At 53.7% G+C, this 25,379-nt stretch carries 27 protein-coding genes and 1 other RNA gene; 9 read left to right on the top strand and 19 right to left on the bottom strand.

Annotated elements, in window-relative coordinates; genetic code table 11:
- Positions 1–197 precede the first annotated feature (197 nt).
- Both ACZRKO_RS14545 and mtgA read left to right on the top strand, forming a co-directional pair.
- A complete protein-coding gene (locus ACZRKO_RS14545; protein WP_463737955.1) occupies positions 198–851 on the top strand; it encodes a type 1 glutamine amidotransferase family protein in 654 nt (217 codons plus the stop codon).
- Positions 848–1,579 carry a monofunctional biosynthetic peptidoglycan transglycosylase gene (mtgA, locus tag ACZRKO_RS14540; protein WP_463737954.1) on the top strand — a complete coding sequence of 244 codons (732 nt, stop codon included), beginning with the start codon at positions 848–850 and terminating at the stop codon, positions 1,577–1,579. The genes ACZRKO_RS14545 and mtgA overlap by 4 nt, the downstream gene beginning before the upstream one ends.
- 77 nt (positions 1,580–1,656) lie before the next feature.
- Here mtgA and dolP read toward each other — a convergent pair whose 3' ends face one another.
- From dolP to ACZRKO_RS14520, 4 genes are all read right to left on the bottom strand, one after another.
- Positions 1,657–2,232: a division/outer membrane stress-associated lipid-binding lipoprotein gene (dolP, locus tag ACZRKO_RS14535; protein ID WP_463737953.1), complete on the bottom strand. Its 576-nt coding sequence runs from the start codon at positions 2,230–2,232 to the stop codon at positions 1,657–1,659.
- Positions 2,233–2,241: 9 nt separating this feature from the next.
- Positions 2,242–2,832, bottom strand: a complete 591-nt coding sequence (diaA, locus tag ACZRKO_RS14530; protein ID WP_463737952.1) for a DnaA initiator-associating protein DiaA — start codon at positions 2,830–2,832, stop codon at positions 2,242–2,244.
- 66 nt (positions 2,833–2,898) lie between these two features.
- Complete coding sequence (locus ACZRKO_RS14525) at positions 2,899–3,267, bottom strand: YraN family protein (RefSeq protein ID WP_463737951.1); 369 nt, start codon at positions 3,265–3,267, stop codon at positions 2,899–2,901.
- A 79-nt stretch (positions 3,268–3,346) separates the two neighbouring features.
- Positions 3,347–5,386 carry a penicillin-binding protein activator gene (locus tag ACZRKO_RS14520; RefSeq protein ID WP_463737950.1) on the bottom strand — a complete coding sequence of 680 codons (2,040 nt, stop codon included), beginning with the start codon at positions 5,384–5,386 and terminating at the stop codon, positions 3,347–3,349.
- A gap of 62 nt (positions 5,387–5,448) precedes the next feature.
- On the opposite strand from ACZRKO_RS14520, the gene rsmI reads away from it, so the two are divergent.
- Entirely contained in the window at positions 5,449–6,318 is an 870-nt protein-coding gene (gene rsmI / locus ACZRKO_RS14515) for a 16S rRNA (cytidine(1402)-2'-O)-methyltransferase (RefSeq protein ID WP_463737949.1), read from the top strand.
- Between the two features lie 25 nt (positions 6,319–6,343).
- Positions 6,344–6,722: RNase P RNA component class A (gene rnpB / locus ACZRKO_RS14510), an RNA gene on the top strand.
- Positions 6,723–6,794: 72 nt separating this feature from the next.
- Here rnpB and ACZRKO_RS14505 read toward each other — a convergent pair.
- On the bottom strand, positions 6,795–7,499 hold the full coding sequence (locus ACZRKO_RS14505) for a pirin family protein (RefSeq protein WP_463737948.1): 705 nt from the start codon (positions 7,497–7,499) through the stop codon (positions 6,795–6,797).
- A gap of 110 nt (positions 7,500–7,609) precedes the next feature.
- Here ACZRKO_RS14505 and ACZRKO_RS14500 point away from each other — a divergent pair, with 110 nt between their 5' ends.
- The gene (locus ACZRKO_RS14500; protein ID WP_463737947.1) at positions 7,610–8,515 is read left to right on the top strand and encodes a LysR family transcriptional regulator; all 906 of its coding nucleotides are present in this window, start codon (positions 7,610–7,612) and stop codon (positions 8,513–8,515) included.
- A 65-nt stretch (positions 8,516–8,580) separates the two neighbouring features.
- Here ACZRKO_RS14500 and ACZRKO_RS14495 read toward each other — a convergent pair whose 3' ends face one another.
- The 10 genes from ACZRKO_RS14495 to ACZRKO_RS14450 all read right to left on the bottom strand — a co-directional run bounded on the left by ACZRKO_RS14495 (position 8,581) and on the right by ACZRKO_RS14450 (position 15,794).
- On the bottom strand, positions 8,581–9,567 hold the full coding sequence (locus tag ACZRKO_RS14495; protein ID WP_463738109.1) for a glutathione S-transferase family protein: 987 nt from the start codon (positions 9,565–9,567) through the stop codon (positions 8,581–8,583).
- Positions 9,568–9,673: 106 nt separating this feature from the next.
- Positions 9,674–10,066, bottom strand: coding sequence for a DoxX family protein (locus ACZRKO_RS14490; protein WP_463737946.1), 393 nt, complete (start codon positions 10,064–10,066; stop codon positions 9,674–9,676).
- Between the two features lie 287 nt (positions 10,067–10,353).
- Positions 10,354–10,638, bottom strand: coding sequence for a YqjK-like family protein (locus tag ACZRKO_RS14485; protein WP_463737945.1), 285 nt, complete (start codon positions 10,636–10,638; stop codon positions 10,354–10,356).
- A complete protein-coding gene (locus tag ACZRKO_RS14480; RefSeq protein WP_463737944.1) occupies positions 10,635–11,039 on the bottom strand; it encodes a phage holin family protein in 405 nt (134 codons plus the stop codon). Before ACZRKO_RS14480 ends, ACZRKO_RS14485 begins: the two co-directional genes overlap by 4 nt.
- 2 nt (positions 11,040–11,041) lie before the next feature.
- Complete coding sequence (locus tag ACZRKO_RS14475) at positions 11,042–11,347, bottom strand: ElaB/YgaM/YqjD family protein (protein ID WP_463737943.1); 306 nt, start codon at positions 11,345–11,347, stop codon at positions 11,042–11,044.
- A 157-nt stretch (positions 11,348–11,504) separates the two neighbouring features.
- A complete protein-coding gene (locus tag ACZRKO_RS14470) occupies positions 11,505–11,882 on the bottom strand; it encodes a DUF1090 domain-containing protein (protein WP_463737942.1) in 378 nt (125 codons plus the stop codon).
- A gap of 152 nt (positions 11,883–12,034) precedes the next feature.
- Positions 12,035–12,421 carry an EnvZ/OmpR regulon moderator MzrA gene (gene mzrA / locus ACZRKO_RS14465; protein WP_463737941.1) on the bottom strand — a complete coding sequence of 129 codons (387 nt, stop codon included), beginning with the start codon at positions 12,419–12,421 and terminating at the stop codon, positions 12,035–12,037.
- Positions 12,418–13,101 (bottom strand): DedA family protein, encoded by a 684-nt coding sequence (locus ACZRKO_RS14460; protein WP_463737940.1) that lies wholly within the window; start codon positions 13,099–13,101, stop codon positions 12,418–12,420. The genes mzrA and ACZRKO_RS14460 overlap by 4 nt, the downstream gene beginning before the upstream one ends.
- Positions 13,102–13,508: 407 nt before the next feature.
- Positions 13,509–14,303, bottom strand: a complete 795-nt coding sequence (exuR, locus tag ACZRKO_RS14455; protein WP_463737939.1) for a transcriptional regulator ExuR — start codon at positions 14,301–14,303, stop codon at positions 13,509–13,511.
- A 198-nt stretch (positions 14,304–14,501) separates the two neighbouring features.
- Positions 14,502–15,794 (bottom strand): MFS transporter, encoded by a 1,293-nt coding sequence (locus ACZRKO_RS14450; RefSeq protein ID WP_463737938.1) that lies wholly within the window; start codon positions 15,792–15,794, stop codon positions 14,502–14,504.
- A 459-nt stretch (positions 15,795–16,253) separates the two neighbouring features.
- Here ACZRKO_RS14450 and uxaC point away from each other — a divergent pair, with 459 nt between their 5' ends.
- From uxaC to ACZRKO_RS14430, 4 genes are all read left to right on the top strand, one after another.
- A complete protein-coding gene (gene uxaC / locus ACZRKO_RS14445) occupies positions 16,254–17,666 on the top strand; it encodes a glucuronate isomerase (protein ID WP_463737937.1) in 1,413 nt (470 codons plus the stop codon).
- 146 nt (positions 17,667–17,812) lie between these two features.
- On the top strand, positions 17,813–19,264 hold the full coding sequence (locus ACZRKO_RS14440; RefSeq protein WP_463737936.1) for a tagaturonate reductase: 1,452 nt from the start codon (positions 17,813–17,815) through the stop codon (positions 19,262–19,264).
- A 10-nt stretch (positions 19,265–19,274) separates the two neighbouring features.
- A complete protein-coding gene (locus ACZRKO_RS14435; protein ID WP_463737935.1) occupies positions 19,275–20,756 on the top strand; it encodes a UxaA family hydrolase in 1,482 nt (493 codons plus the stop codon).
- A gap of 88 nt (positions 20,757–20,844) precedes the next feature.
- A complete protein-coding gene (locus ACZRKO_RS14430; RefSeq protein ID WP_463737934.1) occupies positions 20,845–21,411 on the top strand; it encodes a YgjV family protein in 567 nt (188 codons plus the stop codon).
- Between the two features lie 13 nt (positions 21,412–21,424).
- On the opposite strand, the gene ACZRKO_RS14425 is transcribed toward ACZRKO_RS14430, so the two are convergent.
- From ACZRKO_RS14425 to ACZRKO_RS14410, 4 genes are read right to left on the bottom strand one after another with little or no spacing between them, the layout of a single operon-like run.
- The gene (locus ACZRKO_RS14425; protein ID WP_463737933.1) at positions 21,425–22,153 is read right to left on the bottom strand and encodes a proteasome-type protease; all 729 of its coding nucleotides are present in this window, start codon (positions 22,151–22,153) and stop codon (positions 21,425–21,427) included.
- Between the two features lie 11 nt (positions 22,154–22,164).
- On the bottom strand, positions 22,165–22,962 hold the full coding sequence (locus tag ACZRKO_RS14420) for a transglutaminase family protein (RefSeq protein ID WP_463737932.1): 798 nt from the start codon (positions 22,960–22,962) through the stop codon (positions 22,165–22,167).
- Positions 22,962–23,906, bottom strand: coding sequence for an alpha-E domain-containing protein (locus ACZRKO_RS14415; RefSeq protein WP_463737931.1), 945 nt, complete (start codon positions 23,904–23,906; stop codon positions 22,962–22,964). Before ACZRKO_RS14415 ends, ACZRKO_RS14420 begins: the two co-directional genes overlap by 1 nt.
- Entirely contained in the window at positions 23,900–25,366 is a 1,467-nt protein-coding gene (locus tag ACZRKO_RS14410) for a circularly permuted type 2 ATP-grasp protein (protein ID WP_463737930.1), read from the bottom strand. Before ACZRKO_RS14410 ends, ACZRKO_RS14415 begins: the two co-directional genes overlap by 7 nt.
- Between the last annotated feature and the right edge of the window lie 13 nt (positions 25,367–25,379).

Below are 25,379 nucleotides of genomic sequence, written 5' to 3'. Positions count from 1 at the left end.
TTAACCCGCGATAATTTTAAGGGTTCTGGTTTCGCAGGTTTTGGTAATTCTGCCGATAAGTCTAATACATCTTGTAGGAATCAACATAACAAATATAAGCGTAACTGTTACAAGATTCATTAAAAACTGTGATGTAGATTAGTCTTTGTCTATACAAAACTTCAAGCCTTTATTGCAGGAATTTTTGGAGAATACAAATGAAGCCTGTCGGCGTGTTGCTCTGTGGTGAGGATTTTGCCGATAAAACGGAGTTTCAGGAGGCATTTTTAGTCCTTCTGACTCTGAAAAAGTACGGTATAAAAAACCAGTGTATTACAATGAGCGACGTTCAACCTGCTGTAATAAAAAGTTTATTTTTATCCTGTGAAAGTGAAAGGGTTCTTTGTACAACAGAAACATCGATTTTCTCCTTAAGTGAAATTATTTCACTTAAGGAATCGGTTCCTGAGGACCTCAGCGCGCTGATTTTCCCCGGTGGATTTGGCGCGATCCGGCGCTTAACGACACTGGAGATCGATGGAAACGATTACACTATTGATAAAGAACTGCTTACCTTAGCGCAGGAAATACATAAGCAGCGCAAACCATTGGGCTTCATTAGTCAGGCGGCGATACTGGCCCCTAAACTTACGGATGCCGACGTACGGGTCACTTTGGGTACGGATGTTGATCGCGCGGAACTCCTTGATGAGATTGGGGCTGAACATGTTTCGTGTCCGGCAGATGATATTGTCGTCAATCTCGAAATGAAAATTGTTAGCACTCCGGGCTTGTTGTCGGAGGAATCCGACGGTGAAGCAGCCGTGGGAATTGATAAGCTGGTCAGATGTGTCATGGAATGGATTAAATGAGTAAATCGTCAGGAATGGCCCTGTTCAGGGCTCCGATAAAATGGCTGAAGCGCCTGGTAATACTGTTCCTTGGCTTATGGGTGGCGGGAATTTTGTTGTTCTCTTTTCTCCCGGTGCCATTCTCCGCCGTGATGGTGGAGCGCCAAATTTCCGCCTGGCTGAGTGGCGATTTCAGCTACGTCGCCCATTCGGACTGGGTACCGATGAGTGAAATATCACCGCCAATGGCGCTAGCAGTCATGGCAGCGGAAGATCAAAAATTCCCCGAGCACTGGGGTTTTGATGTGGACGCCATTCAGTCGGTGCTGGAAAAAAGTGATAAAGACGATGGGCGTATTCGTGGCGCTTCGACGCTTTCTCAGCAGACCGCCAAAAACCTGTTCCTCTGGGATGGGCGCAGTTGGGTACGCAAAGGATTGGAGGCCGGGCTCACAGTCGGTATTGAGACGGTGTGGAGTAAACGTCGAATCCTCACGGTTTATCTGAACATTGTGGAGTTCGGCGACGGTGTTTTTGGCGTCGAGCAGGCTGCCCAGCACTTTTTCCATAAACCAGCCAGTAAGCTGACCGCGTCTCAGGCCGCACTGCTGGCGGCGGTGTTACCTAATCCGCACCTGTTTAAAGTCAATGCACCTTCGGCTTACGTGCTGCGTCGTCAGCAGTGGATATTGCGCCAGATGAGCCAGCTAGGTGGCGATAACTTCCTCGCAGAACACAAACTGCGTTAGTCCTGCCTGTCTCATGGCATAAAAAAAGGGCGCAGCATCCAATGCCAGGCCCTTTTTACGATCTTGATGGCTAACGCTTACTTCACGTAAGTGAACGCCGTGGTGACGTGTTTCACGCCACTGACACCGGCGGCAATACTTGCCGCTGATTTGCCCTCTTCAGGCGTTACCAGTCCCAGCAGGAACACTTCGCCGTTTTCGGTCGTCACTTTCACGTTGGAAGATTTTACCGTATCGCTGGTCAGGATTTGTGAACGCACCTTGGTGGTGATCCAGGTATCCATTGACGCGGTTCCCATGCTGACAGGTTTACCAGTGCGGATCTCGTTATAAACTTCGTTTGCACCTTCGACACCCATGGTGATCTGTTTGGCGCGAGCGGCCATATCAGGTGTTGGGGTCTGACCGGTTAACAGGACTTTTCCCTGGTAGGCGGTGGCGACAATACGGGCTTCATCTTTTAATTGTTTATCTTTGCTGATCGCGTTGCTTACCCGCGCTTCCAGCGTACCGTCATCCACCTGTGTACCCACGGAGCGCGGATCGGTGGTGGTCTTGGTTGCCACGCCGGCGACGCCAACAACGGCAGCGGCCACGCAGCCTTGTAACAGAAGGGCGCTTAACAGTACTGCAAACAGAGGACTTGCCTTCATTGGAACTCCTTAATCGTCCTGGTGTGGGAACAGCGTGTTATCAATCAGGTCACAGAGACAATTCACTGTGAGCATATGCATTTCCTGAATACGTGCGCTGCGATGGGACGGAATACGAATCTCAACATCGTGAGGCCCCAGCAAACCGGCCAACTCACCGCCGTCATAACCTGTCAGCGCGACGATGGTCATATCACGGGTCACCGCTGCTTCAACGGCTTTGACGATATCACGGCTATTACCGCGGGTGGAAATCGCCAGTAAAACGTCGCCCGCCTGGCCCAGTGCGCGAACCTGCTTGGCGTAAATCTCTTCGTGCAGACGATCGTTGGCAATGGCGGTCAGCACAATATTATCCGCACAAAGCGAGATAGCTGGCAGGCTTGGCCGGTCAGTTTCAAAACGGTTAATCAGACTGGCTGAAAAATGCTGGGCATTGGCAGCCGACGTACCGTTACCGCAACAGAGGATCTTATTGCCATTGAGCAGCGATTGGACCAGCGTCATCGCAGCACGGGAAATGGCATCGGGCAGCGCTTCAGCAGCGGCAATCTGGGTTTGAATACTTTCAGTAAAGCAGGCTTTGATTCTATCCAGCACGTGATTTAGTCCAGTCAGTAAAATGTCGGCTGCTCGGTCGGGCAGTCCGTCAGTCTCAAAACGATCTCAATCCGCATTGAATGCATCCGACAGCCATTCTATCTGGCTACCCGTGATGGCTAAAACATCAAAACGGCAAGATGATGTGTCAAAGCTTGCGTTTCTATCTGCAAGCCAGAAAGAGGCGGCTTGCAACAGCCGCTTCTGTTTTTGATGCGTTACGCTGGCCGCTGCGCCCCCAAACAAGGCATTACGACGGTAGCGGACCTCAACAAACACCCAGGTTTGCCGATCGCGCATGATCAGGTCAATTTCACCCCGTCGGCACGCCACGTTGGCGGCGACGAAAATCAGCCCTGCTTTCTCAAGATAGCGGCGGGCGAACGCTTCATAGTCTGCACCACACTCGCGGGCCGTCGGTAATTTTTTAAACATCAGTACATCCTTGTACGTGTTAATGGCGGCAATTCCGATGCCTGAGCGAAACTTTCAGTGTTGTCTTAGGCCGGAAACCTTAAGAAGAAACCGGCACCAGCGAACCCTGACGGTATTGCAGCCACGGCAGTTTGCGATGGATCACACAATTCTCGTTGGCGCTCAGCTGACCGGTGGTTCCTGAAACCTGGAAGCCGGGGATCTGACGAATTTGCGAGAAGTGGTTAGCCAGATCCCATGCATCGATTCCCATGGCATACAGACGCACCAGCGAATAGTCATTTTTGAACTGACTGGTTGCTTGCTGCATCAATTGCGGGTTGTTACCTGCCAGCAGCGGAATGTCGCTGAACTGCACGCCTTCCATTTCCAGACGGTAATCCGGACCGGCACCGGCTTGATAACTGCGCGAACTGGCGTAAACGGCAGGTTTGTTACGGCCACTGACGGCCAGATCAATCATTGGCTTGATAAGCGTCAGTTCATCCTGCGTGGCAACGATATAAACCGAATCCACATTGCCGGAAACGCCACCGCTGGTGGCCTGCGTGATTTGATCATCGCTTGGTGGTGCCGGGATGGTGATCCCGCCGATGGTCACACCCTGCTGAGCCGGCGCGGCCGTTTGCGCACTGCTGGAAACTGGCGTACCCGTCAGGCGGATACCGCTGCGGATCGTCGATTTCAGTTCAGAATAGGAGCCCAGACCCTGTTTAAGCACGGTTTGCCCGCCCTGTTTTTGCCATTCATCGGCAAAAGCCTGAGCGATACGGTCACCGAAGCTACCGCGAGGTACTAACAGTAATGGCATCTGGCGATGCTGAGCCCACATATGACGGGCTGCATCCTGCGCTTCATCTTCCGGCGAGAGCGCAAAGTAACAGATATTAGGACTGTTTTTCTCAGTTTCTGGCTGATTCAGGGCCAGAACGTTCAATGGCGTCGGAGTAGAACCCAGCTCTGTCACTTTATCTTTGAGCAGCGGTCCCACCACGATGGTGGCACCGTCTTGCTGCGCCTGAGTCAGCAAGGCGGCCAGCGGCTGTGTGGAGGTGTCGTAGACTTTCACCTGCGCATGAGGATTAGCCGGTGTGGCGCTCACTGCCGGCGCTGCGGGTGCGGCCGGTTGAGCCTGCGTTGGCGTGCCTTGTGCTGCTGTGGTATCCGCAGCCGACGGGCTGACGGCAGCGTTCGGGTCGGTTTGCGGTGTCGCGGCGTTAGGATCTACCGGCGCCTGCTGTGGTGCAGCCGGTCCAGGCAAGCCGTTCATTGCCGCATTGAAACCTTGCTGAATTGCGTTACCGTAAACTTGTGCGGCACCGCTCATCGGCAGGAACAGGGCGATTTTCTCAGTAGAAGAGGGCTGGAAGCTGAGCACGCCGTTGAGCTGTGTTGGCAAGGTTTTCGCCGCCGGATTGACCGGATAACGGCGCTGCCAGTCTTTGATACCGGCTTTAAGCAGGTCAGGATCTTGTTTATTACTCTGCCAGACGCTGAGCAGATCCAGCCAGCCTTGCAGGGTATTCTCATCGGCATTGATGGCAATTCCGCTCACATCCTGCGGCGTCATTTGCGTCAGCGCACTCCAGGTCGCATCGATATTGTCCTGATGCGGTTTACCTTGCAGCAGCGGCTCCTGAGCAATATAAGCGCGCAGCAGGCCGAGGCTGGTACGGCCCTGGCTGGCGTCAATTTGTGCCTGATAGAAACGGGCTTTCTGCGCGTCAGTCAGGTTGGAGGGATCAATTTTGCTGAGTGTGGTCGCGGCAGCCTGATAATTTTGCTGGGCAACCTGAACTTCGGCGCTGACCAGTTGCTGCTCCTGAGTTTGTGCTGCGCTCAGTTTCTGCGGCAATTGTGCCAGCTGGCTGGCGGCCTGTGGCACTTTGCCTTCGCGCAGCAGGGCACGAACTGCAAGTAATTGCCAGTCAGCCTTGGTATCATCACCGCTTTGCTGTGCCTGCTGCAGATAATAGTCTGAGCTGCCGGTCGCCTTGGACTGAGCGGTTTCAGTCGGCGTCTGCGGAGCCTGGCTCGAACAACTGGCGAGAAGTATCGCCACGATAACGGCAGGGATTAAACGTCCCGTGCGGGTACGAAAAGTAGTTGAGGAAGGCATTCAGTTTCCAGTGATGTTTTTTTCAAGATGCTCAATATTAAATCGGCAATCCGGATGAAACAATGAATCAACACGATCAAGCAGATATTTCTGCATCAACGCTCTACATCGTACCGACTCCGATCGGCAATTTAGGGGACATTACCCAACGTGCGTTGGCCGTGCTGAACAGCGTCGATTTGATTGCCGCGGAGGACACCCGCCATACCGGATTACTGCTGCATCATTTTGGTATCAGCGCCAAAATGTATCCTTTACATGACCATAATGAGCAGCAAAAAGCCGAGCATTTATTATCAAAACTTCAGGAAGGTCAGAGTATTGCGCTGGTTTCTGATGCCGGGACGCCGCTGATCAATGACCCCGGTTATCACCTGGTTCGCCGCTGCCGCGAAGCCGGTGTGCGCGTGGTGCCATTACCCGGTGCCTGTGCGGCGATCACCGCACTTTGCGCGGCCGGTTTACCCTCTGATCGCTTCTGTTACGAAGGCTTTCTTCCCGCAAAAACGAAATCACGAAAAGATACCCTTCAGGCACTGATTGAAGAGCCGCGCACGCTGATTTTCTACGAATCCACCCACCGTTTACTCGACAGCCTGCAGGATATGGTCGAAGTCTGGGGGCCAGATCGCTACGTCGTTCTTGCCCGGGAGCTGACGAAAACCTGGGAAAATATTCGCGGTGACGGGGTCGGCGCATTGCTGGCTTGGGTGCTGGAGGATGAAACCCGTAAGCGTGGCGAAATGGTGCTGATTGTTGAAGGTCACAAAGTGGATACCGAAGTGCTGCCTGCCGAAGCATTACGTACGCTTGCGCTGCTGCAAAAAGAGTTGCCGCTGAAAAAGGCCGCAGCGCTGGCGGCTGAAATCCATAATGTGAAGAAAAATGCGTTGTATAAATACGCACTCGACCAGCAAGAGGGTGACAAGTAGGGAGTAATGCCCTATTATCCGCCGCGGAGTTGACCAGACAATCGCCGCTTCGTTGCCGTCCCTTTCGGGGGAGACAGATGAAGGGGAGGAAAGTCCGGGCTCCATAGGGCAGGGTGCCAGGTAACGCCTGGGAAGCGTGAGCTTACGACAAGTGCAACAGAGAGCAAACCGCCGATGGCCCACGCAAGTGGGATCAGGTAAGGGTGAAAGGGTGCGGTAAGAGCGCACCGCGCGGCTGGCAACAGTCCGTGGCATGGTAAACTCCACCCGGAGCAAGGCCAAATAGGGGTTCACATGGTACGGCCCGTACTGAACCCGGGTAGGCTGCTTGAGCCAGTGAGCGATTGCTGGCCTAGAGGAATGATTGTCCACGACAGAACCCGGCTTAACGGTCAACTCCCTCTATAAAGAAACCCCGTGTAACGCAAGTTACACGGGGTTTTATCATTTCTGGGAACCGCGTTTTCTCTAACCTTTTACACCGGCAAATCAATCAGCAATGCCCGTAACGGCGTACTGGCAGTGATCGTGATCTGCGGTTCGAGGTGGATGAACGCCCCGTCGCCACACACCAGCCTCTGCATCTCCTGACTTTCCTCCCCGAGCGCGTTGATCTGCCCATGGATTGATTGTAAATAGGCGCGAGGGCCGCGCAGCGGCAAGGTTATTTGCTCACCGGCGGGGAGATCCAGATGATGGATCCACACCTGCTGTCGCAATTGCAGGCTGCCGTCTTCACCGTCCGGCGATGCCAGCAAAAGGTGCGGCGCGTTGCCGACGTTCATTTGCTGAATCAACGGATTTTCATGCTCCGGGCAGGCGTCGAGCCACAGCTGCATCCGGGTCAGCGGCTGCGTTGCGCTGAGATTGTGCTCGCTATAGCTGACATTGACCTGGGTAGAAAGCAGCGCAGCCTCACCGGCCTTTACGCGAACGCTGTGGCCTTCGCTGTCGCGGTACTCCGCGTCACCCTGCAATACTAAATTCAAAATATCCACACGCGGATAGGTACGCGGCTGGAAGCTGGCACCCGGCGCCAGCACTTCCTGGTTGAGCACCCGCAGAGAGGCATAGCCCATTAATTTCGGATCAAAATAGTGTCCGAACGAAAAGGTATAGCGCGCCTTCAACCAACCAAAGTCAGCTGTGCCGCACTCTTTTGCTGTTCTGCTCTTAATCATGGCGGTCTGGCTCATTAAAATAATCGATGGATAAATGGTAAGCGTCTGGACGCACGATTGTTAGCCAGTTAATCTGGTCGGCATATTCAAAATTCCTGACAGAGAAACGCATGGCTAAGGATCGCGCACTAACGCTTGAAGCATTACGGGTTATGGATGCCATTGACCGTCGTGGCAGTTTCGCGGCGGCGGCAGACGAGCTGGGCCGTGTGCCTTCTGCATTGAGCTACACTATGCAGAAGCTGGAAGAGGAGCTCGACGTGGTGCTGTTTGACCGCTCAGGTCATCGGACAAAATTCACCAATGTGGGGCGCATGTTGCTGGAACGCGGCCGGGTTCTGCTCGAAGCGGCCGACAAACTCACCGTCGATGCTGAAGCACTGGCGCGCGGCTGGGAAACCCAGATCACCATCGTTTGTGAAGCGCTGGCGCCCGCCACGCAGCTTTTCCCGTTGATCGAAAAACTGGCGCTGAAAGCCAATACTCAGGTTTCGTTGATCACCGAAGTGCTAGCCGGTGCCTGGGAGCGTCTGGAGCAGGGCCGCGCCGATATCGTCATCGCGCCTGATATGCACTTTCGGTCTTCGTCAGAAATCAATAGCCGCAAACTCTATAAGCTGGTCAGCGTTTACGTGGCGGCCCCGGATCATCCTATTCATCTGGAAGCCGAACCTCTCTCCGAGGTCAGCCGGGTCAAATACCGCGGCATTGCCGTGGCGGACACCGCCCGCGAGCGGCCGGTGATCACTGTACAGCTTCTCGACAAGCAACAACGTCTCACCGTCAGCACTATTGAAGAAAAGCGTAAAGCGCTGCTGGCAGGATTAGGCGTCGCGACGATGCCCTATCCGTTGGTCGAGCAGGATATCGCCGAAGGGCGTCTGCGGGTAGTCAGTGCGGAATACAACCGCGAGTCGGATATTATTATGGCGTGGCGTCGCGACAGCATGGGCGAGGCGAAAGCCTGGTTCCTGCGTGAAATTGTGAAACTGCTGGCGACGCGGGAAGTGAAATAATTCTCTGAGCAGCGCCACCCACGCTCCCTCTGCGCCTTCCCCTCGTGAAAAGGGAAGGCGCAGATTCAGGCAAACCTTACGTCACGCCCGTGTGCGACATCAAGATCCTGCGCTGGCCCGGTTGAGATAATGCCGAAGGGATTGATGGTCGCATGGCTGCGGTAATAGTGGTTGCGGATATGCGCGAAATCCACGGTTTCAGCGATGCCCGGCATCTGGTAGATGTCACGCAGGAAGCCGTACAGGTTCGGATAATCGCTGATGCGGTGACGATCGCATTTAAAATGCGTGACATACACCGGGTCAAATCTCACCAGCGTAGTCCACAGGCGTAAATCGGCTTCGGTAAGCTGATTGCCGGTCAGATAACGCTGTTTCTCCAGAATCGCTTCGGCCTTGTCCAGAGCCGCAAAGACGCTATTTACCGCTTCATCATAAGCGTCCTGGCTGGTGGCAAAACCGGCCTTATAGACGCCGTTGTTAATCTGCGGATAAACCCACGCGTTCACTTCATCAATCACTTCACGCTGTTTCTCCGGGTAATAATCTCCGGCCAGTGCGCCCTGCGCATCAAATGCGCTGTTAAACATACGAAGGATATCGGCGGATTCATTGCTGACGATGGTTTGCTGTTGCTTATCCCACAAAATCGGCACCGTCACGCGCCCGGTGTAATCCTTCTGCGCGCGCAGATAAATCTCGTAGGCAAAATTGAGGTGGTAGAGATCATCACCGGTAGCCGCGGGGAAATCAGTGCCGAAAGTCCAGCCGTTTTCTAGCATCAGGGGATGAACAACGGAGACGGGAATGATTTTTTCCAGCCCCTTTAGCGTGCGCATCACTAGCGTACGGTGTGCCCACGGACAGGCCAGCGACACGTACAGATGATAACGGTCTTTCGCAGCGGCAAAACCGCCCTTACCGTGCGGGCCCGCTTCACCGTCGGGTGTTATCCAGTTACGAAACTGCGACTCCGTGCGTTTAAAGTGTCCGCCGGTAGATTTGGTGTCATACCAGATGTCTTGCCAGATACCGTCAACCAGTTGTCCCATGATTTTACCTTTCATTCCGGTGATCTTTAGGAAATAAAAAAGGCGAGGTGAATAATCACATCGCCCACAATCTTATTCAGTATAGCGGTATATCCCGGTGCGGGGATTACCAGTTTTTCTTGATCAAACGGTCGATGCTGAATGCGCCCGGGCCAGCCACGAACAGGGCCAGGAAACCACCGGCGATGGACAGGTTTTTCATGAACATCATCTGGTTTACTGGGACAGCGAAATCAGTGTGGAAGATAAGCGCGGTCAGAACGGTAAACACAGCGGTGATGATCGCAGTAGTACGGGTCAGGAAGCCGAACAGAATCGCCAGACCGCCACCAAATTCCAGCAGAATAGTCAGTGGCAAGAAGAAGCTAGGTACGCCCATTGAGGTCATATAACCGGCAGTGGCGGTGTAGCCATTAATTTTGCCCCAGCCTGCAACGATAAAAAGAATTGGCATCAAAATACGTGCAATCAGCAGGACTGTGTTATTTACCTTGTTCATCTTCGACTCCGGGAAAGTGTCGCCCAAATGGGCGAAAATATATTAACGGTACGTTCGGGTATTATCCCCTTGCGTTACCGCGTCAGGTTGATGGCGAGATAATAAGTCGAAAGTTGTGAGGTTGTTAGCAAGTAAAACTGTCTATTAACATCAAATAAATTGAATGGGTAGCCAGGAACATAAAGAAAGAGGCCAGACTGAATAACTCAGCCTGGCCTCTTTAGTTGGCTGCTTTTCAGAGGCGAAAAGAGCCTGGTTATGTGTTTATTTTCAGCGGGATATGAAGATTAAAGCTTCATAAAATTACGGCGAAAAAGCTGCACCGTACCCCAGATGCCAAACGCCCGTCGCGACCAGCGAACCACACTGCTCGGGTGGCGAATGCCATAAATGGCCAGTACGCTGGAGCCAAGCACCAGATACTTGCGCATATCAATCAACTTCACCCAGCCGCGATCCACTTTTGCTGTGGCTTCAAGCCACTCGACGCTGCCCACAGCCAGTTCGGCACGTTGACGATCAATCTTACGCAGCAGTTTTACCTTTTCGATAACGCGGTCAGGCGTACTCATTCGTCATCCTTTTCCAGCAATATACGGTCAATATCCAGCTGTTTGCGCGTCATGCTCAATAACGTTGAACGTTTCGCTTTGGATAGCGTCCATAAACCGAAAACCACCGCCAGGAATAACAGCACCCCGGTCGTGGTTCCCATCGCCATCAAACGGTAAGCCGGATCGATCGCCCAAAACAGCACGACCAGAAGGCTCATTAAACCGAATGCAGTGAAAATCAGGGTGATGCCTGCCATCAGCAGGAGTTGGAAAATATTGGCCTTTTCCTCCTCCAGCTCAATAACAGCCAGCCTGACACGCGTTTCAACAATCCCCACCAGTACGGTGACGATGCGTGAAGCGGTATCGAGGATCCCTTTGCCCGGTCCCTGTGGCGGCGTTTTTAAGTGATCAGCCATAATTAGCGGCGGGCTAACAGAACGCCAATCACGACGCCGACGGCAGCACCAATACCAACGCCAGTCCAGGGTTTGTCATGAACGTAATCGTCGGCACGGCCAGCGATCTCTTTTGAATGATGAGCCAGTTTGTCGCCGGTATCACTCAGGCGTGAACGGGTATCTTTCAGCAGGCTTTCTGCTTTACCGCGCAGCTTGTCGAGTTCCGCTTTTGGCTTGTCAGTAGAAGTGTGAAGTACTTCTTCCAGGGTATCTGCCAATGATTTAAGTTCTGCGCGCAGATGTTCTGATGTGGTGTTATTAGCCATGTGTAAGTCACTCCATACGTTAACTGATGCGAACTTTTAACATAGCGGATATTTGGCTGAGTGCAACTGCGAATGCGCTGATAACCACTCAGAAAGGTCATAAAAACCCAACGAAAATCCGCTATGTACCGGTAAAAATGGACAGTCATGCAGGGGATTATTTGCCCTGTGCTTCCCGTAATTCAGACTGGGCTTCGTCCAGTTTTTTCTGTTTTTTGGCGATTTTTTCATGATCACCCGTAGCCTGAGCTTCTTTCAACTCCTGTTCACGTTCCTGAACTTTGTTCTCTTTTTCAGCGACGCGTTTGGCATTGTCAGCTTTTAGATCGGCATCGGTACAATGTGCTTTGCTTTCGCTCAGGGCTTTTTGTAAGCCATTGATCTGATTTTTATTATTATGCTGATGAGCATAATCGAGCTGAGTTTGGATTTCCTGCTGCTTGGTCACACAACTCTCAGGTTGCGGAGCAGCAAAAGCGGCGCTGGATAAGGCGAGAACGGGTAAAGCGAGCAGAACAGATAAACGCAATTTCATGAGAGAGCTTCCTTAATCATTGTGAAACGCAGAACGTTTCTTCCTGGGACGTCTTGCGTTGCGTGACGCATACGTTTTTTCGATATTTCAGAAGGAATTATAACAGCTAAAAATAGATGTGCTTAAAGGAGGAATCTGAAACCGGATCGGGGTCAGCCGATTTTGAGCTGCTCGCCCGCGAATTTCTGCACCCACAGCGGGGATTTAGGCGGTTCGCACAACTTGATAGAGAACCCTACCGGCAGGATATCCTGCAAGGCGCGTTCAGCCAGTTGGCGCTGCTCACGGGAGTCCAACTGGACAATCAGCCCGTCCTGCAATGGCGTAATACTTTTAATACGGATACCGCGCTCGTTAAGGCTTTGATAGACGAAGAAACCGTCTGGTAAAGCAAGCCCGGTACGCGCGGGGCGTATCTGCAAGGTAATGTTGCTTTGCGGCATCCGCGATAAAGTGAAGCCCGCTGCGGCCGCTATCAGCAGCAGCATTAAAAAGAGCGTTGGCCACACTGCCTGGCGTTGGAAGCGCGGCATTTTCATGGTGCTTTATTGCCTTTATTCTGGCGGTCAGCCTGCTTTTTACGCCATAGCAGCAGCAACGATCCTCCTAAACCGCCGACCAGCAAGACCAGTGGGAGCAGCATCAGGCAATTCATCAACTGATCTTCGTACTTCAGGAAAAGTGGCGTTTTACCGAGGAAGTAGCCGAGCGTCGTCAGAATCAACACCCACAGCAGACCGCTCACCCAGTTAAAGAACTGGAAGCGCATATTGTTCAGTCCCGACAACCCGGCGATTGTTGGCAGCAGTGTGCGAACAAACGCCAGAAAACGGCCAACTAGCAGGGCCGAAAGACCATGTTTATGGAAGAGGTTGTGGGCGCGTTCGTGATACTGCACGGGAAGATGGGCCAGCCAGCCCTGAACTATTCGGGTGTTCCCCAGCCATTTCCCCTGAATATAACTCAGCCAGCAACCGAGACTGGCCGCGGTGGTGAGCAGGAAAACAGTGAGCGGGAAATTCATCGCATCTTTTGCGATCAGCACGCCGACTAAAATCAGCAGGCTGTCACCGGGAAGAAAAGCGGCCGGAAGCAGACCATTTTCCAGAAATATAATCAGAAACAAAATAATATAGAGGGCCCAGACCAGCGAAGGGTTGGCCAGAGTTTCGTAATCTTGTTGCCAGAGGGCATCGATGAGCGAACTAATGATTTCCATGTACTTTAGCGGAACTCCATAATTTTCAGTTAACCCGCCGGAGTTAGTGCGGAGCGCCACGGCTCAGCGCGAAATAACCCGACCGATAAGTACGCCTTTCCATGGCGCTCACGGTAAGAAAAGTCCAGTAACTGTAACAAAACTACCCTGTTTGAGACAGGTAAATATACCTGTTAAAACCGAATGATATAAGTTCGCAACGCCCAGCGGGCCGCGCTTTTACACTCGCTGACACAACTCGACAGTGGCTGACAGGTGTGTCTGGAATTCGTTTTTTAAGAAACTCTTATTTCAGAAAACTTTTATTTGGAAACGTTCACTGTGGGCGAAGGAATTAACCGGGACAGAAGAAGATCTTAACGCGGGGACAGCAGACCGCAGAAAACGGCCTGCCGCAAACAGAGGGACTATTTGTTGTTCAGCAGCGACGTGACATTCAATGTCGGCGCGTCGAGATGCACGACCGGATTTTCGGAGTAGAGATAGCGGTCAACGTTAAACTCAAAATCGTCGCTGGTGGCGCGAAACAGCATCTGCTTGGTATTTTCGAGGTGTTGCCACATCGCCAGTTTGGCCGCGTGCGGATCGCGACGGATCAACGCCTTGAGGATCTGGTCATGATCTTCGCACCAGCTTTCGATCGACTTCGCATCAATATGCTCATGCAATTTTCGCCAGTAAGGATTTTGACGGCGCTGGCTCCACATCTTCTCGACGATACTCGCCATCGCGCTGTTCTGGGTGGACTGCGCCACCTGAATGTGAAACTTAAGGTCCCATTCGGAATCGCGAAAGCGGTCTTCCAGACGTGCCTGTTCCTGAATTTCCATCAGGCGCATGATGTCCTGCTTCGTGACCTGTGTGGCGGCAAATTCGGCAATATTGCTCTCAATCAACTGGCGCGCTTGTAACAGTTCAAACGGACCTGCGGCGCCAAATTCCAGGCCATTGTCGGTTACGACCAGATGCTTTTGCTGGTTGGACATCACATGAATGCCAGACCCTTTACGTACTTCAACATAACCTTCCACTTCCAGCATGATGATGGCTTCACGCACCACGGTGCGGCTAACGTTCATCTCCTCTGAAATCAGGCGTTCGGCCGGTAATTTCTCACCGACGGGGTAAACGCCGCCCTCAATTCTCTCCTTGAGCGTGGCTGCCAGTTGTTGGTACAGACGTCTGGTTTCAGTGGGTTCCATGGTTTTGCTCTTCATTGATATAAACGCAAGCGGGAAGGCTCGTTGAGTGAGGAAGGTCAATCGCCTGCCGGGGTGAAACTTGTTATACCAGTATACGAGGAACGCAGGCCGGTTGCACCGTCGAACATCTGTCTGCAGGACATAACCGGGCTGTTAAAACGAAAAAGCCCGGACTGTTTCCCGGGCTAAACCTTGTTGTCAGGCTTTCGCGGTGTGCAGAGGCTGGGGGTCAGGCTCGACCGCTGAGCGGTTTTGCAGAACGGTCCAGATAACAATGGCACCCAACAGATCAAACACTGACAGTGCAGCAAACAGCGGGCTGAAGCCCAGTGTGTCAGCCAGTGCACCGACCACCAGAGCAAACAGGGTACTGGCAGTCCATGCGGCCATGCCGGTGAGTCCGTTGGCTGTGGCGACTTCGTTACGTCCAAATACGTCGGAAGAGAGCGTGATCAACGCGCCAGAGAGCGACTGGTGCGCAAAACCACCCACGCACAGCAGGGCAATTGCCGCATAAGGGCTGGCGAACAGACCAATCATGCCGGGGCCTATCATCAGGACGGCGCCCATGGTCACCACCAGTTTGCGCGAAACGATCAGGTTTACTTTGAAATATTTCTGGAACAGCGGTGGCAGATAGCCGCCGACGATACAACCGAGGTCAGCGAAAAGCATTGGCATCCAGGCGAACATCGCGATGTGTTTCAGGTCAAAGCCGTAGGCTTTAAACATAAACAGTGGGATCCAGGCGTTGAATGTGCCCCAGGCCGGTTCTGCCAGGAAGCGCGGCAACGCGATGCCCCAGAACTGACGGTTACGCAGGATTTGCCAGGCAGACATCTTCTTCGCATTGCTGGTTTGGTGCTGAGCTTCCTGACCACCAAGAATATATTCACGTTCAGGTTCGCTGAGTTTCTTCTGATCTTTCGGATGTTTATAGAAGACTAACCAGCAGACAGCCCAGATCATGCTCAGGGCGCCGGTAATGACGAAGGCGAGTTGCCAACTGTGCATAATGATGCACCAGACAACCAACGGTGGCGCAATCATCCCGCCGATAGAAGACCCGACGTTAAAGTAGCCCACGGCAATAGAACGTTCTTTGGCCGGGAACCATTCGCTGGTGGCTTTCAGGCCCGCAGGGATCATCGCAGCTTCTGCCATGCCGACGGCACCGCGGGCAATGGCCAGGCCACCCCAGCTGCTTGCCAGCGCGGTCGCCATACAGAAGATGGCCCACATGACGGCGAACATGGCATAACCGACTTTGGTTCCCAGAACGTCCAGCACATAACCGGCAACCGGCTGCATAATGGTATAGCAGGCGGAATAGGCGGCAATAATATAGGAATATTGCTGTGTGCTGATGTGGAGTTGGCTCATCAGCGTTGGTGCCGCAGCGGCTATGGCGTTACGTGTTAAATAGCCTAATACAGTACCGACTGTGACCAGTGCGATCATGTACCAGCGTAACCCTTTGATCTTACCCATTTAACTCTCTCCCAGTAAATAATCCGGTATTGGCTGCGCGTTGGCGGCCGCGGCACACTGAGCACGCCGCGTAGGGCGGGCTTCTGGTTGTGCTGCTGATGAGTACGTTATTTGACTACCCTGTTTTTGTTATCCCCATGTCCCGGACAAAAGCGTCAGTGATGTGGCAGGTCGTCACTGATGCTCTTGTTCGGGCGAGCTAAAGATAACTTGTCATACAGATTTAAAATTTGAATGACATCACAAAACCACATTTAGAATGTGTGGATAATAGTTAGCAGCACAGAAATTTGACGAATATCATTAAATTCAATGTGATAACGATTTTTATGTGATCGGGCTAACAATATTCGGCCTGTTCTTTCCATTAAATAGTGCTGGACGATGACTATAATTGGTGTGATAACTTCGCACCATTGAGAGATAACTCAGAATTGAACTCAAGGTGAGGAACCTAAGATGGCGCAGTTTTTAACTGAAGATTTCCTGCTCGACACTGAAGTCGCACGTCGCCTGTATCATGACTACGCGAAAGACCAGCCGATTTTTGACTACCACTGTCACCTGCCGCCTGAACAGATCGCGCAGGACTACCAGTTTAAAAATCTGTATGACATCTGGCTGAAAGGCGATCACTACAAATGGCGTGCGATGCGCACCAACGGTGTACCGGAACGTATGTGTACCGGCGATGCCACTGATCGTGAAAAGTTTGATGCCTGGGCCGCCACCGTTCCTCACACCATCGGTAACCCGCTCTATATCTGGACGCATTTGGAACTCCGCCGCCCGTTTGGTATTACCGGCAAATTGCTGTCACCGACGACAGCGTCGGAAATTTGGGAGCGTGGCAATGAATTGCTGGCCCAAAAAAGCTTCAGCGCGCGCGGTATCATGAAGCAGATGAACGTGAAAATGGTCGGTACGACCGATGACCCGATCGACTCCCTTGAACACCATAAGGCTGTGGCACAGGACGGCAGTTTTGACGTCAAAGTGCTGCCGAGCTGGCGCCCGGATAAGGCGTTTAATATTGAAGCCGATAGCTTCACTGATTACATGAAGAAACTGGAAGTGGCCGCCGATGTGTCCATTACCCGCTTCAGCGATCTGCGCGATGCACTGAATAAGCGTCTGGATCACTTTGCGGCGCACGGCTGCAAAGTCTCTGACCATGCGCTGGATGTGGTGGTGTATGGCGAAGCGGACGACGCGACGCTGGATGGTATTTTATCCCGTCGCCTGAGCGGCACGATGCCAAACAAAGACGAAATCGCCCAGTTCAAAACTGGCGTGTTGCTGTATCTGGCTTCTGAATATCAACGCCGTGAATGGGTGCAGCAGTATCACATTGGTGCGCTGCGTAATAACAACACCCGCATGTTCCAGCTGATTGGCGCCGACGTAGGTTTTGACTCGATCAACGACCAGCCGCTGGCTGAACCGCTGTCAAAACTGCTCGGTGCGCAGGGGCTGGCCGGTGGGTTGCCGAAGACCATTCTTTACTGCCTGAATCCGCGTGATAACGAAGTGATCGGCACCATGGTGGGTAACTTCCAGGGTGAAGGGATGCCGGGGAAAATGCAGTTTGGTTCCGGCTGGTGGTTTAACGATCAGAAAGATGGCATGCAGCGCCAGATGACGCAGCTCGCTAATCTTGGCCTGCTGAGCCGCTTCGTTGGGATGCTTACTGACAGCCGCAGCTTCCTGTCGTATACGCGTCATGAATATTTCCGTCGCATCCTGTGCCAGATGATTGGCCGCTGGGTGGAAGACGGCGAAGCGCCGAACGACATGGCCCTGCTCGGCAGCATGGTCAAAAATATCTGTTTTGATAATGCGAAAGATTATTTCGGTATTGAGCTGAACTGAGCCTGACCCGCCGGGTGCTTTCTGCCGCGCCCGGCGTGATGAAAACAGCATTCCTATCCGATCGACTCTTTCTTCTGAACACGACGGTGATGGGCATAAACCGCCCTCAAAGACCGGCGTTTGCGTAAATTTAAGGTGAGTATGAGATGCCAAGGTTAAACCGTCGTGACTTTCCCGGACGCCATTTCCCCGACAAAATTATCCAGTTTGGCGAAGGCAATTTCCTGCGTGCTTTTGTCGACTGGCAGATTGACCTGCTGAATGAGCATACCGACCTGAATGCCGGTATCGTGATCGTTCGCCCGATCGACAGCGACTTTCCGCCGTCGCTCAATGAGCAGGACGGCCTGTACACCACGATCATCAGTGGCCTGAATGAGCAGGGTGAGCGTGTACGCGACACCCGCGTCATCCGCTCGGTTAACCGCGAAATCAATATTTATCACCGGTTCGATGACTATCTGGCACTCGCCCGTGACCCGAATATACGTTTTGTGTTTTCGAACACTACCGAAGCGGGTATCAGCTACGCGCAGGGTGACCGTTTTGACGATGCGCCACCGTCCAGTTTCCCGGCCAAACTCACCCGTTTATTATTCGAGCGCTTTACACATTTCGACGGCGCTGCTGACAAAGGCTGGGTGCTGCTGCCGTGTGAGCTGATTGATTATAACGGCGAAAAACTGTTGGAACTGGTACTGCGTTATGCCACCGAGTGGGCATTGGCGCCGGCCTTCAGACAGTGGTTGCTCAGCCATAACACCTTCTGTTCGACGCTGGTGGACCGCATTGTGACCGGCTATCCGCGCAGCGAAGTGGAGAGCCTTCAGGCAGAACTGGGCTATCAGGACAGCTTTTTTGACAGCGCCGAGCACTTCTATCTGTTCGTGATTCAGGGGCCGCAAAGTCTGGCGCAGGAGCTGCGTCTGGACCAGTTCCCGCTGAATATCCGTCTGGTCGATGACATCAAGCCCTACAAAGAACGAAAAGTGGCGATCCTCAACGGTGCGCATACCGCGCTGGTGCCGGTGGCGTTTCTCGCCGGGCTGAATACCGTAGGCGAAGCGATGAATGACCCGCAAATCAGCCGCTTTGTTGAACTGATCATCGCTGAAGAGATCTCACCGGTGCTCAATTTGCCGCAAGACGAGCTGACCTCATTTGCGCAGGCGGTGTTAAGCCGTTTCCGCAATCCGTTCATTCAGCATCAGTTGCTGTCGATTGCCCTGAATGGCATGACGAAATTCCGTACCCGTATTTTGCCGCAGCTGCTGGCCAGCCAGCAGAAAAACGGCCTGTTGCCGCCGCGTCTGACGTTTGCGCTGGCCGCTTTACTGGCGTTTTATCGCGGTGAGCGTAACGGCGAAATCTTCCCGTTGCAGGATGACGTGCCGTGGCTGAGCCTGTTTTCCACGTTGTGGAGCGAGGTGCGCCGCGAAGAGCTTCCCCTGAGCAAACTGGTGGAAACCGTTCTGGCTGATGAACAGCACTGGGGTTCGGACCTCAATACCGTGCCGGGGCTCGGTGAAAAAGTGACAGAGCAGCTACAGGCAATCCAGGACCATGGCATGCGCGATGCCCTCGCGGTTTACAGTTAAGAGGTTGATTATGCAAAGTATCATACAGATTCATCCCGCAGATAACGTCGCCGTCGCGTTGCAGGATCTGGCCTCCGGTGAGGCTACGGAAGCAGGCGTCACTTTGCTGCAAGAAGTGGTGCGTGGTCATAAGTTCGCGATAAAAACTATCGCGGCCGGGCAGAACATCGTCAAATATGGCCTGCCTATCGGCCATACGCTGAAGGATATCGCCATTGGCGAGCATATCCATTCGCAGAATGCCAAAACCAATCTCAGCGATCTGGACCAGTATCAGTACCAGCCAGAATTCGTCGAACTTCCGCCGCAAATGGCCGACCGGGACGTGCAGGTTTATCGCCGTAAAAACGGTCTGGTGGGGATCCGCAACGAACTGTGGCTGATCCCGACGGTCGGGTGCGTCAACGGGATTGCGAAACAGATTCAGCAACGCTTTCTGAAAGAAACCCATCAGGCGGAAGGCACTGACGGCGTCTATCTGTTTACCCATCCGTTCGGTTGCTCACAGCTGGGTGATGACCACATCAATACCCGCACTATGTTGCAAAACATGGTACGCCACCCGAATGCCGGCGCGGTGCTGGTGATTGGCCTGGGTTGTGAAAATAATCAGGTGGATGTTTTCCGTGACACGCTGGGCGACGTGGACGACGAGCGTGTGCGCTTTATGACCCTGCAAAAATTTGATGACGAAGTGGAAGCCGGGCTGGAACGTCTGCGTGAGCTTTACGCCGCCATGCGTAACGACCAGCGGGTACCGGGAAAACTCAGCGAGCTGAAGTTTGGCCTCGAATGTGGCGGGTCTGACGGTCTGTCGGGGATCACGGCGAATCCGCTGCTCGGGCGTTTTTCCGACTATGTGATCGCTAACGGCGGCACCTCCGTGCTGACCGAAGTGCCAGAGATGTTCGGTGCTGAGCGCATCTTAATGAGCCGCTGCCGCGATGAAGCGACCTTCGACAAAACCGTCCACATGGTCAACGATTTCAAGCAGTATTTCATTGAACATAAACAACCGATTTATGAGAATCCGTCGCCGGGAAACAAGGCGGGCGGGATCACCACACTGGAGGAGAAATCCCTCGGTTGTACTCAGAAAGCCGGTCAAAGCCCCGTGGTGGATGTACTCAAGTACGGCGAGCGCCTTACCCGTCACGGCCTGAACCTGCTGAGCGCACCGGGCAATGACGCGGTGGCGACCAGCGCGCTGGCCGGAGCCGGTTGTCACATGGTGCTGTTCAGCACCGGGCGCGGTACGCCGTACGGCGGTTTTGTGCCGACGGTGAAACTGGCGACCAACAGCGAACTGGCGGCGAAAAAACCGCATTGGATTGATTTTGACGCCGGAAAGCTGATTCATGGTGTGTCGATGGATGATTTGCTTACCGAATTTGTCGATCTGATTGTGGGTATCGCTGACGGTAAGCTGTCGAAGAACGAACTGAATGATTTCCGCGAGTTGGCGATTTTTAAAAGCGGAGTCACATTGTAGTAGTTGATAGTTAGCCCGAGGTGAAGCGGCGTTTCAGTGGATGGAGCGCCGCAGAGTTTCTCCTGACGGACTGTGGATGATGATGTCAATGATGACTGTTTCGCACATGAGTAACTTCTGGAACGCGCACTATTTCTGGTTTGCGCAGGGCGTTGGCGTGCTGGCTTTCTTTGTCGGCATCACGATGTTCTTCAATCGCAATGACCGCCGTTTTAAACAACAACTCTCTGCCTACAGCGCCATTATCGGCGTTCACTTTCTCCTGATGGGAGCGAATCCGGCTGGTATGAGCGCTTTGCTCAACGCCGTCCGTACCCTGATTTCCCTGAAAACACGCAACCAGTGGGTGATGGTGGTCTTTATCGCCCTGACGCTGATCTTCGGCATAGGCAAAGCTAAACACCTGATGGAGTTGTTGCCGGTCGTCGGTACTGTCGTCAGTACTTGGGCACTTTTTCGTACCAGCGGCCTGACGACTCGATGCATTATGTGGTGCTCCACCTGCTGCTGGGTGATCCACAATATCTGGCTTGGTTCGATAGGCGGTTCGCTGATTGAAGGCAGTTTCCTGCTGATGAACGGCTACAACATCCTGCGTTTCCGCCAGCTGCAACGACAGGGTATTGATCCGTTCGCCGTGGAGAAGAAACGGTGATCTGGCAGGATGCCTAATCCAGTTTCAGTGGCGGCAACTGGCCGAAAATACTCAGCAAACCTTCGCCCCAGCCTTTGCGGATCATATCGAAATAGGGGTGTTCTTCTGTGATGCGGTGCTCCTGGGCGCTGCTGTAGCTGTCGGTCGGATAGATCATCACATCCAGTGGTAAACCCACCGACAGGTTACTGCGCAGGGTGGAGTCCATCGAGATCAGCGCGCACTGCATGGCCTGTTCCAGCGGCGTGTTGTAGGTCAGTACGCGGTCAATAATCGGCTTGCCGTACTTGCTTTCACCCACCTGAAAATAGGGCGTGTCATGCGTCGCTTCAATGAAATTCCCCTGCGGGTAAACATGAAACAGTCGTAACCCTTCTCCCTGAATCTGGCCGCCAAGAAGCAGGTTACAGCTGAAATCCGTCATCCCGCCCTGATTGGCGCCGCTATCGCGGGCAATCACTTCACGCACCGTCTCACCAAGCAGGCTGGCGGCATCATACATTGACGCCACGTTAAGCAAATTCTCACGCTCAGGGTCCAGGCAGCGGCGGTGCAGCAGGCTGATAATGCTCTGTGTGGTCGCCAGATTCCCTGCACTCTGAATCACCAGCATCCGCTCATCGCTTTGATGAAAAACATGCAGTTTACGGAAGGTGGAGATGTGATCCACCCCGGCGTTGGTGCGCGAGTCCGAGACAAAAACCAGGCCAGAGGACAAGCGCATGGCCACACAGTAAGTCATAGAAAAAATTCCTATTGTTGGGGGATATCGAGCATGTGAACCGCCGCGACGGTGTGCATATCTTCGCATCCTCCGCCTAACCGGATGCCGCGAACCGGGCATGCATCAAGATAATCGATACCAATAGCCAGTTTCAAATGCTGATTGGGCTGGCTGGTATTGTTCGTCACGTCGAAACTCTGCCAGCGCCCGTCCAGCCAGGCCTCAGCCCACGCGTGCATGGCGACATGCGTGGAGTCCTCGCTGTAGAGATAACCGCTGACGTAGCGTGCGGGAATGCTCAGGCTGCGGCAGCAGGCCAGAAACACATGGGTATGATCCTGACAGACGCCTTGTTGTGCAGAAAACGCCTGCGACGCGCTGTCTTTGACCGTGGTGGTGCCGGGGCTGTAGGGCATTTTCAGCAGCAGTTCGCCCATCAGCGTGCACAAACTTTCGTGCTGAGCCTGCGCACGGTAGTAGCGGCTGGCAAAGTCACGGATTGCGCCGTCGGCGTGGGTCAGCGGGCTGGTGCGCAAAAAGACCAGCGGTGATAAATGCCCGCAATGGTCGTCTTCCACGTTATCTTCGATTTCCACTACGCCATTGGCCTCGATAGTGATCGCCTGATGCGGCTGATCCAGCGTCAGCACGTGCAGCACGTTTCCATAGGCATCAAGCGTGCGGGTAGCGTACTCCGGCAGGGTTAAATCCCAGGACAAAATCTTCTGATGGCTCGAATCCTGCGGGGTCAGGCGCAGATATTGCGTGCTGCGTTTGACCAGCTGCGCATAGGTGTAATGCGTCTGATGACTGACGTTCAGTTTCATTATTGTGCCTCCAGATAAGTTTGATGGATGCTCTCTGCAATGGCGCTGGTCTTGCCGAGGAATTGCGTCAGCCAATCGCTCAGGCCTTCTGCCAGAATTTCTTCCAGCGTGGTGAAACGCAGCTCAGCATGCAGGGTATGCACCAGACGACGTGGCAAATTGCCGGTGGTGGTGCCAATGAGTTCAAGCTGTTCGGCCATGATCTCCACACAAGCCAGCAGAGATCGCGGCAGTTCGCGGCGCAGGATCAGCAGTTCTGAAATCGACTCGCGGCTGATCTGCTGTTTGTACAGTGTATGGAACGCCTCGCGGGCGCTGACGGCGCGCAGCAGGGTATCCATCCGGTAATATTCGCGCACCGGGTCGTTATCGGCTTCGAGCAGCTGGTGAGTGGCGTCCAGCAAGCGTGCAGTGCTGTCAGCGCGTTCAAGCATGGTGCCGAGCCGGATAAAATTCAGCGCATCGCTGCGCAGCAGGGTGCCAAACATTGCTCCACGAAACAGGTGTGAACGCTCTTTGACCCAGTCGAAAAAAGCATCAGCACCGACGGACGCCACCCCCTGACGGCGGATCAGTTTCATCTCAATCCACGAGGCGTTAATACTCTCCCACACTTCCGACGACAGACTGCCGCGCACCGCATGCGCGTTATTCCACGCCATCTGCAGACAGCTGAAAATACTGCTGTGGTTGATGTTATCCAGCGCGAAAAAGTTAAGCAGATTCCCCATAGTGACCTGCGGATAGTGCTCGCTAAACAGCGTCTGTGTGCCGGTTAGCATCAGCGGTACCATCAGGTCATTCTGGTCGTCGTGCAATTGCGTGGTGTCGCGGATCGACATCATCGACAGCTTGTTGGTTACATCGAGCAGGCGGGCAATGTTCTCAGCGCGTTCCAGATAACGCGACATCCAGTAAAGTTCGCTGGCGGTTCTGCTTAACATAGGTCGTCCTCCACGCTGTTTTGCTCAACCCGTTCATCCTCTAATACCCAGGTATCTTTGGTCCCGCCGCCCTGCGACGAGTTGACCACCAGTGATCCCTCCTCCAGCGCCACGCGGGTGAGTCCGCCGGGAACCAAGCGGATCTCCGCACCGGTCAGTGCGAATGGCCGCAGGTCAATGTGACGCGGTGCCAGACCGCTGCCAACGAATGTCGGGCAGGTGGAGAGCGCCAGCGTCTCTTGCGCAATGTAGTTTTCCGGGCGCGCTTTCAGCAGGTCGCGGAAGCGGGCGATCTCCGCTTTGCTGGCGGTCGGGCCGATCAGCATGCCGTAACCGCCTGCGCCGTGAACCTCTTTCACCACCATCTTTTCCAGATTAGCCAGCACGAACGACAGGGCTTTTTCATCGCGGCATTGCCAGGTGGGCACGTTATTGAGAATAGGATCTTCGGCCAGATAAAAGCGGATCATCTCCGGCACATAAGGGTAGATGGATTTGTCATCGGCCACGCCGGTGCCAATAGCATTGGCTAATACCACGCCACCAGCGCGATAGACCGACAGCAGCCCCGGTACGCCGAGCATAGAGTCGGCGCGGAAGGCCAGCGGGTCGAGGAAGGCGTCATCGAGTCGGCGGTAAATCACGTCGACCTTGCACGGGCCTGAAGTGGTACGCATAAACACCGCACCATCTTTGACGTACAAGTCGACGCTCTCGACCAGTTCGACCCCCATCTGCTGAGCGAGGAAACTGTGCTCAAAATAGGCGCTGTTAAAGCGTCCCGGTGTCAGCACAACCACGGTAGGGTCATTGACCGGCGTGCTTTCGCGCAGGGTTTGTAATAGATGGGAAGGGTAGCGGGAAACCGGCGCAATACGCTGTTCGGCGAACAGTTCCGGGTAAAGCCGCATCATCATTTTGCGGTTTTCCAGCATATAGGAGACGCCCGACGGCGTACGCAGGTTGTCCTCGAGGACGTAATACTCGCCATCGCCGCCGCGCACCATGTCGGTACCGGCAATGTGCGCGTAGGTGTCGCGGTGCAGGTCAATACCCTGCATGCAGGGCTGATACTGGTCATTCGCCAGCACCTGTTCAGCGGGAACAATTCCGGCCTTGAGGATCTTCTGGTCGTGATAAATATCATGCAAAAACGCATTCAGCGCCTGCACGCGCTGGCGGATCCCCAGATCCAACATCTTCCACTCGTTGGCAGGAATAATGCGCGGCACGCTGTCGAAAGGGATCAGCCGTTCGGCCCCGTCATCTTCGCCATACACATTAAAGGTGATCCCCACCCGATGGAACAGTAGCGCGGCTTCCTCTTTCTTGCGCTCGATGGCCTGTTGATCGGCCTGCTGTAACCATTGCCAGTAAGCCTGGTAATGGCCGCGATGCTGCCCTTGCGCCATTAACATTTCATCAAAAAAGGGTGAATCGGAAAGGTCGATGTTGATCATATTCACCTCATTG

The organism is Ewingella sp. C233, from assembly GCF_055407225.1.
The sequence above is the reverse complement of the archived record's forward strand: the minus strand, read 5'-3'. Positions and strand labels throughout refer to the sequence as shown.

Coding starts and splice junctions, on each gene's coding strand:
- ACZRKO_RS14490 (WP_463737946.1), bottom strand. CDS start 10,066: ATGAACAAGGTAAATAACACAGTCCTGCTGATTGCACGTATTTTGATG.
- ACZRKO_RS14475 (WP_463737943.1), bottom strand. CDS start 11,347: ATGGCTAATAACACCACATCAGAACATCTGCGCGCAGAACTTAAATCA.
- ACZRKO_RS14505 (WP_463737948.1), bottom strand. CDS start 7,499: ATGATTAAGAGCAGAACAGCAAAAGAGTGCGGCACAGCTGACTTTGGT.
- ACZRKO_RS14460 (WP_463737940.1), bottom strand. CDS start 13,101: ATGGAAATCATTAGTTCGCTCATCGATGCCCTCTGGCAACAAGATTAC.
- exuR (WP_463737939.1), bottom strand. CDS start 14,303: ATGGAACCCACTGAAACCAGACGTCTGTACCAACAACTGGCAGCCACG.
- ACZRKO_RS14500 (WP_463737947.1), top strand. CDS start 7,610: ATGGCTAAGGATCGCGCACTAACGCTTGAAGCATTACGGGTTATGGAT.
- ACZRKO_RS14410 (WP_463737930.1), bottom strand. CDS start 25,366: ATGATCAACATCGACCTTTCCGATTCACCCTTTTTTGATGAAATGTTA.
- ACZRKO_RS14520 (WP_463737950.1), bottom strand. CDS start 5,386: ATGCCTTCCTCAACTACTTTTCGTACCCGCACGGGACGTTTAATCCCT.
- ACZRKO_RS14435 (WP_463737935.1), top strand. CDS start 19,275: ATGCAAAGTATCATACAGATTCATCCCGCAGATAACGTCGCCGTCGCG.
- ACZRKO_RS14420 (WP_463737932.1), bottom strand. CDS start 22,962: ATGAAACTGAACGTCAGTCATCAGACGCATTACACCTATGCGCAGCTG.
- mtgA (WP_463737954.1), top strand. CDS start 848: ATGAGTAAATCGTCAGGAATGGCCCTGTTCAGGGCTCCGATAAAATGG.
- ACZRKO_RS14495 (WP_463738109.1), bottom strand. CDS start 9,567: ATGGGACAACTGGTTGACGGTATCTGGCAAGACATCTGGTATGACACC.
- ACZRKO_RS14545 (WP_463737955.1), top strand. CDS start 198: ATGAAGCCTGTCGGCGTGTTGCTCTGTGGTGAGGATTTTGCCGATAAA.
- ACZRKO_RS14485 (WP_463737945.1), bottom strand. CDS start 10,638: ATGAGTACGCCTGACCGCGTTATCGAAAAGGTAAAACTGCTGCGTAAG.
- ACZRKO_RS14450 (WP_463737938.1), bottom strand. CDS start 15,794: ATGGGTAAGATCAAAGGGTTACGCTGGTACATGATCGCACTGGTCACA.
- ACZRKO_RS14430 (WP_463737934.1), top strand. CDS start 20,845: ATGATGACTGTTTCGCACATGAGTAACTTCTGGAACGCGCACTATTTC.
- ACZRKO_RS14470 (WP_463737942.1), bottom strand. CDS start 11,882: ATGAAATTGCGTTTATCTGTTCTGCTCGCTTTACCCGTTCTCGCCTTA.
- ACZRKO_RS14415 (WP_463737931.1), bottom strand. CDS start 23,906: ATGTTAAGCAGAACCGCCAGCGAACTTTACTGGATGTCGCGTTATCTG.
- ACZRKO_RS14425 (WP_463737933.1), bottom strand. CDS start 22,153: ATGACTTACTGTGTGGCCATGCGCTTGTCCTCTGGCCTGGTTTTTGTC.
- ACZRKO_RS14525 (WP_463737951.1), bottom strand. CDS start 3,267: ATGTTTAAAAAATTACCGACGGCCCGCGAGTGTGGTGCAGACTATGAA.
- uxaC (WP_463737937.1), top strand. CDS start 16,254: ATGGCGCAGTTTTTAACTGAAGATTTCCTGCTCGACACTGAAGTCGCA.
- dolP (WP_463737953.1), bottom strand. CDS start 2,232: ATGAAGGCAAGTCCTCTGTTTGCAGTACTGTTAAGCGCCCTTCTGTTA.
- ACZRKO_RS14440 (WP_463737936.1), top strand. CDS start 17,813: ATGCCAAGGTTAAACCGTCGTGACTTTCCCGGACGCCATTTCCCCGAC.
- mzrA (WP_463737941.1), bottom strand. CDS start 12,421: ATGAAAATGCCGCGCTTCCAACGCCAGGCAGTGTGGCCAACGCTCTTT.
- ACZRKO_RS14480 (WP_463737944.1), bottom strand. CDS start 11,039: ATGGCTGATCACTTAAAAACGCCGCCACAGGGACCGGGCAAAGGGATC.
- rsmI (WP_463737949.1), top strand. CDS start 5,449: ATGAATCAACACGATCAAGCAGATATTTCTGCATCAACGCTCTACATC.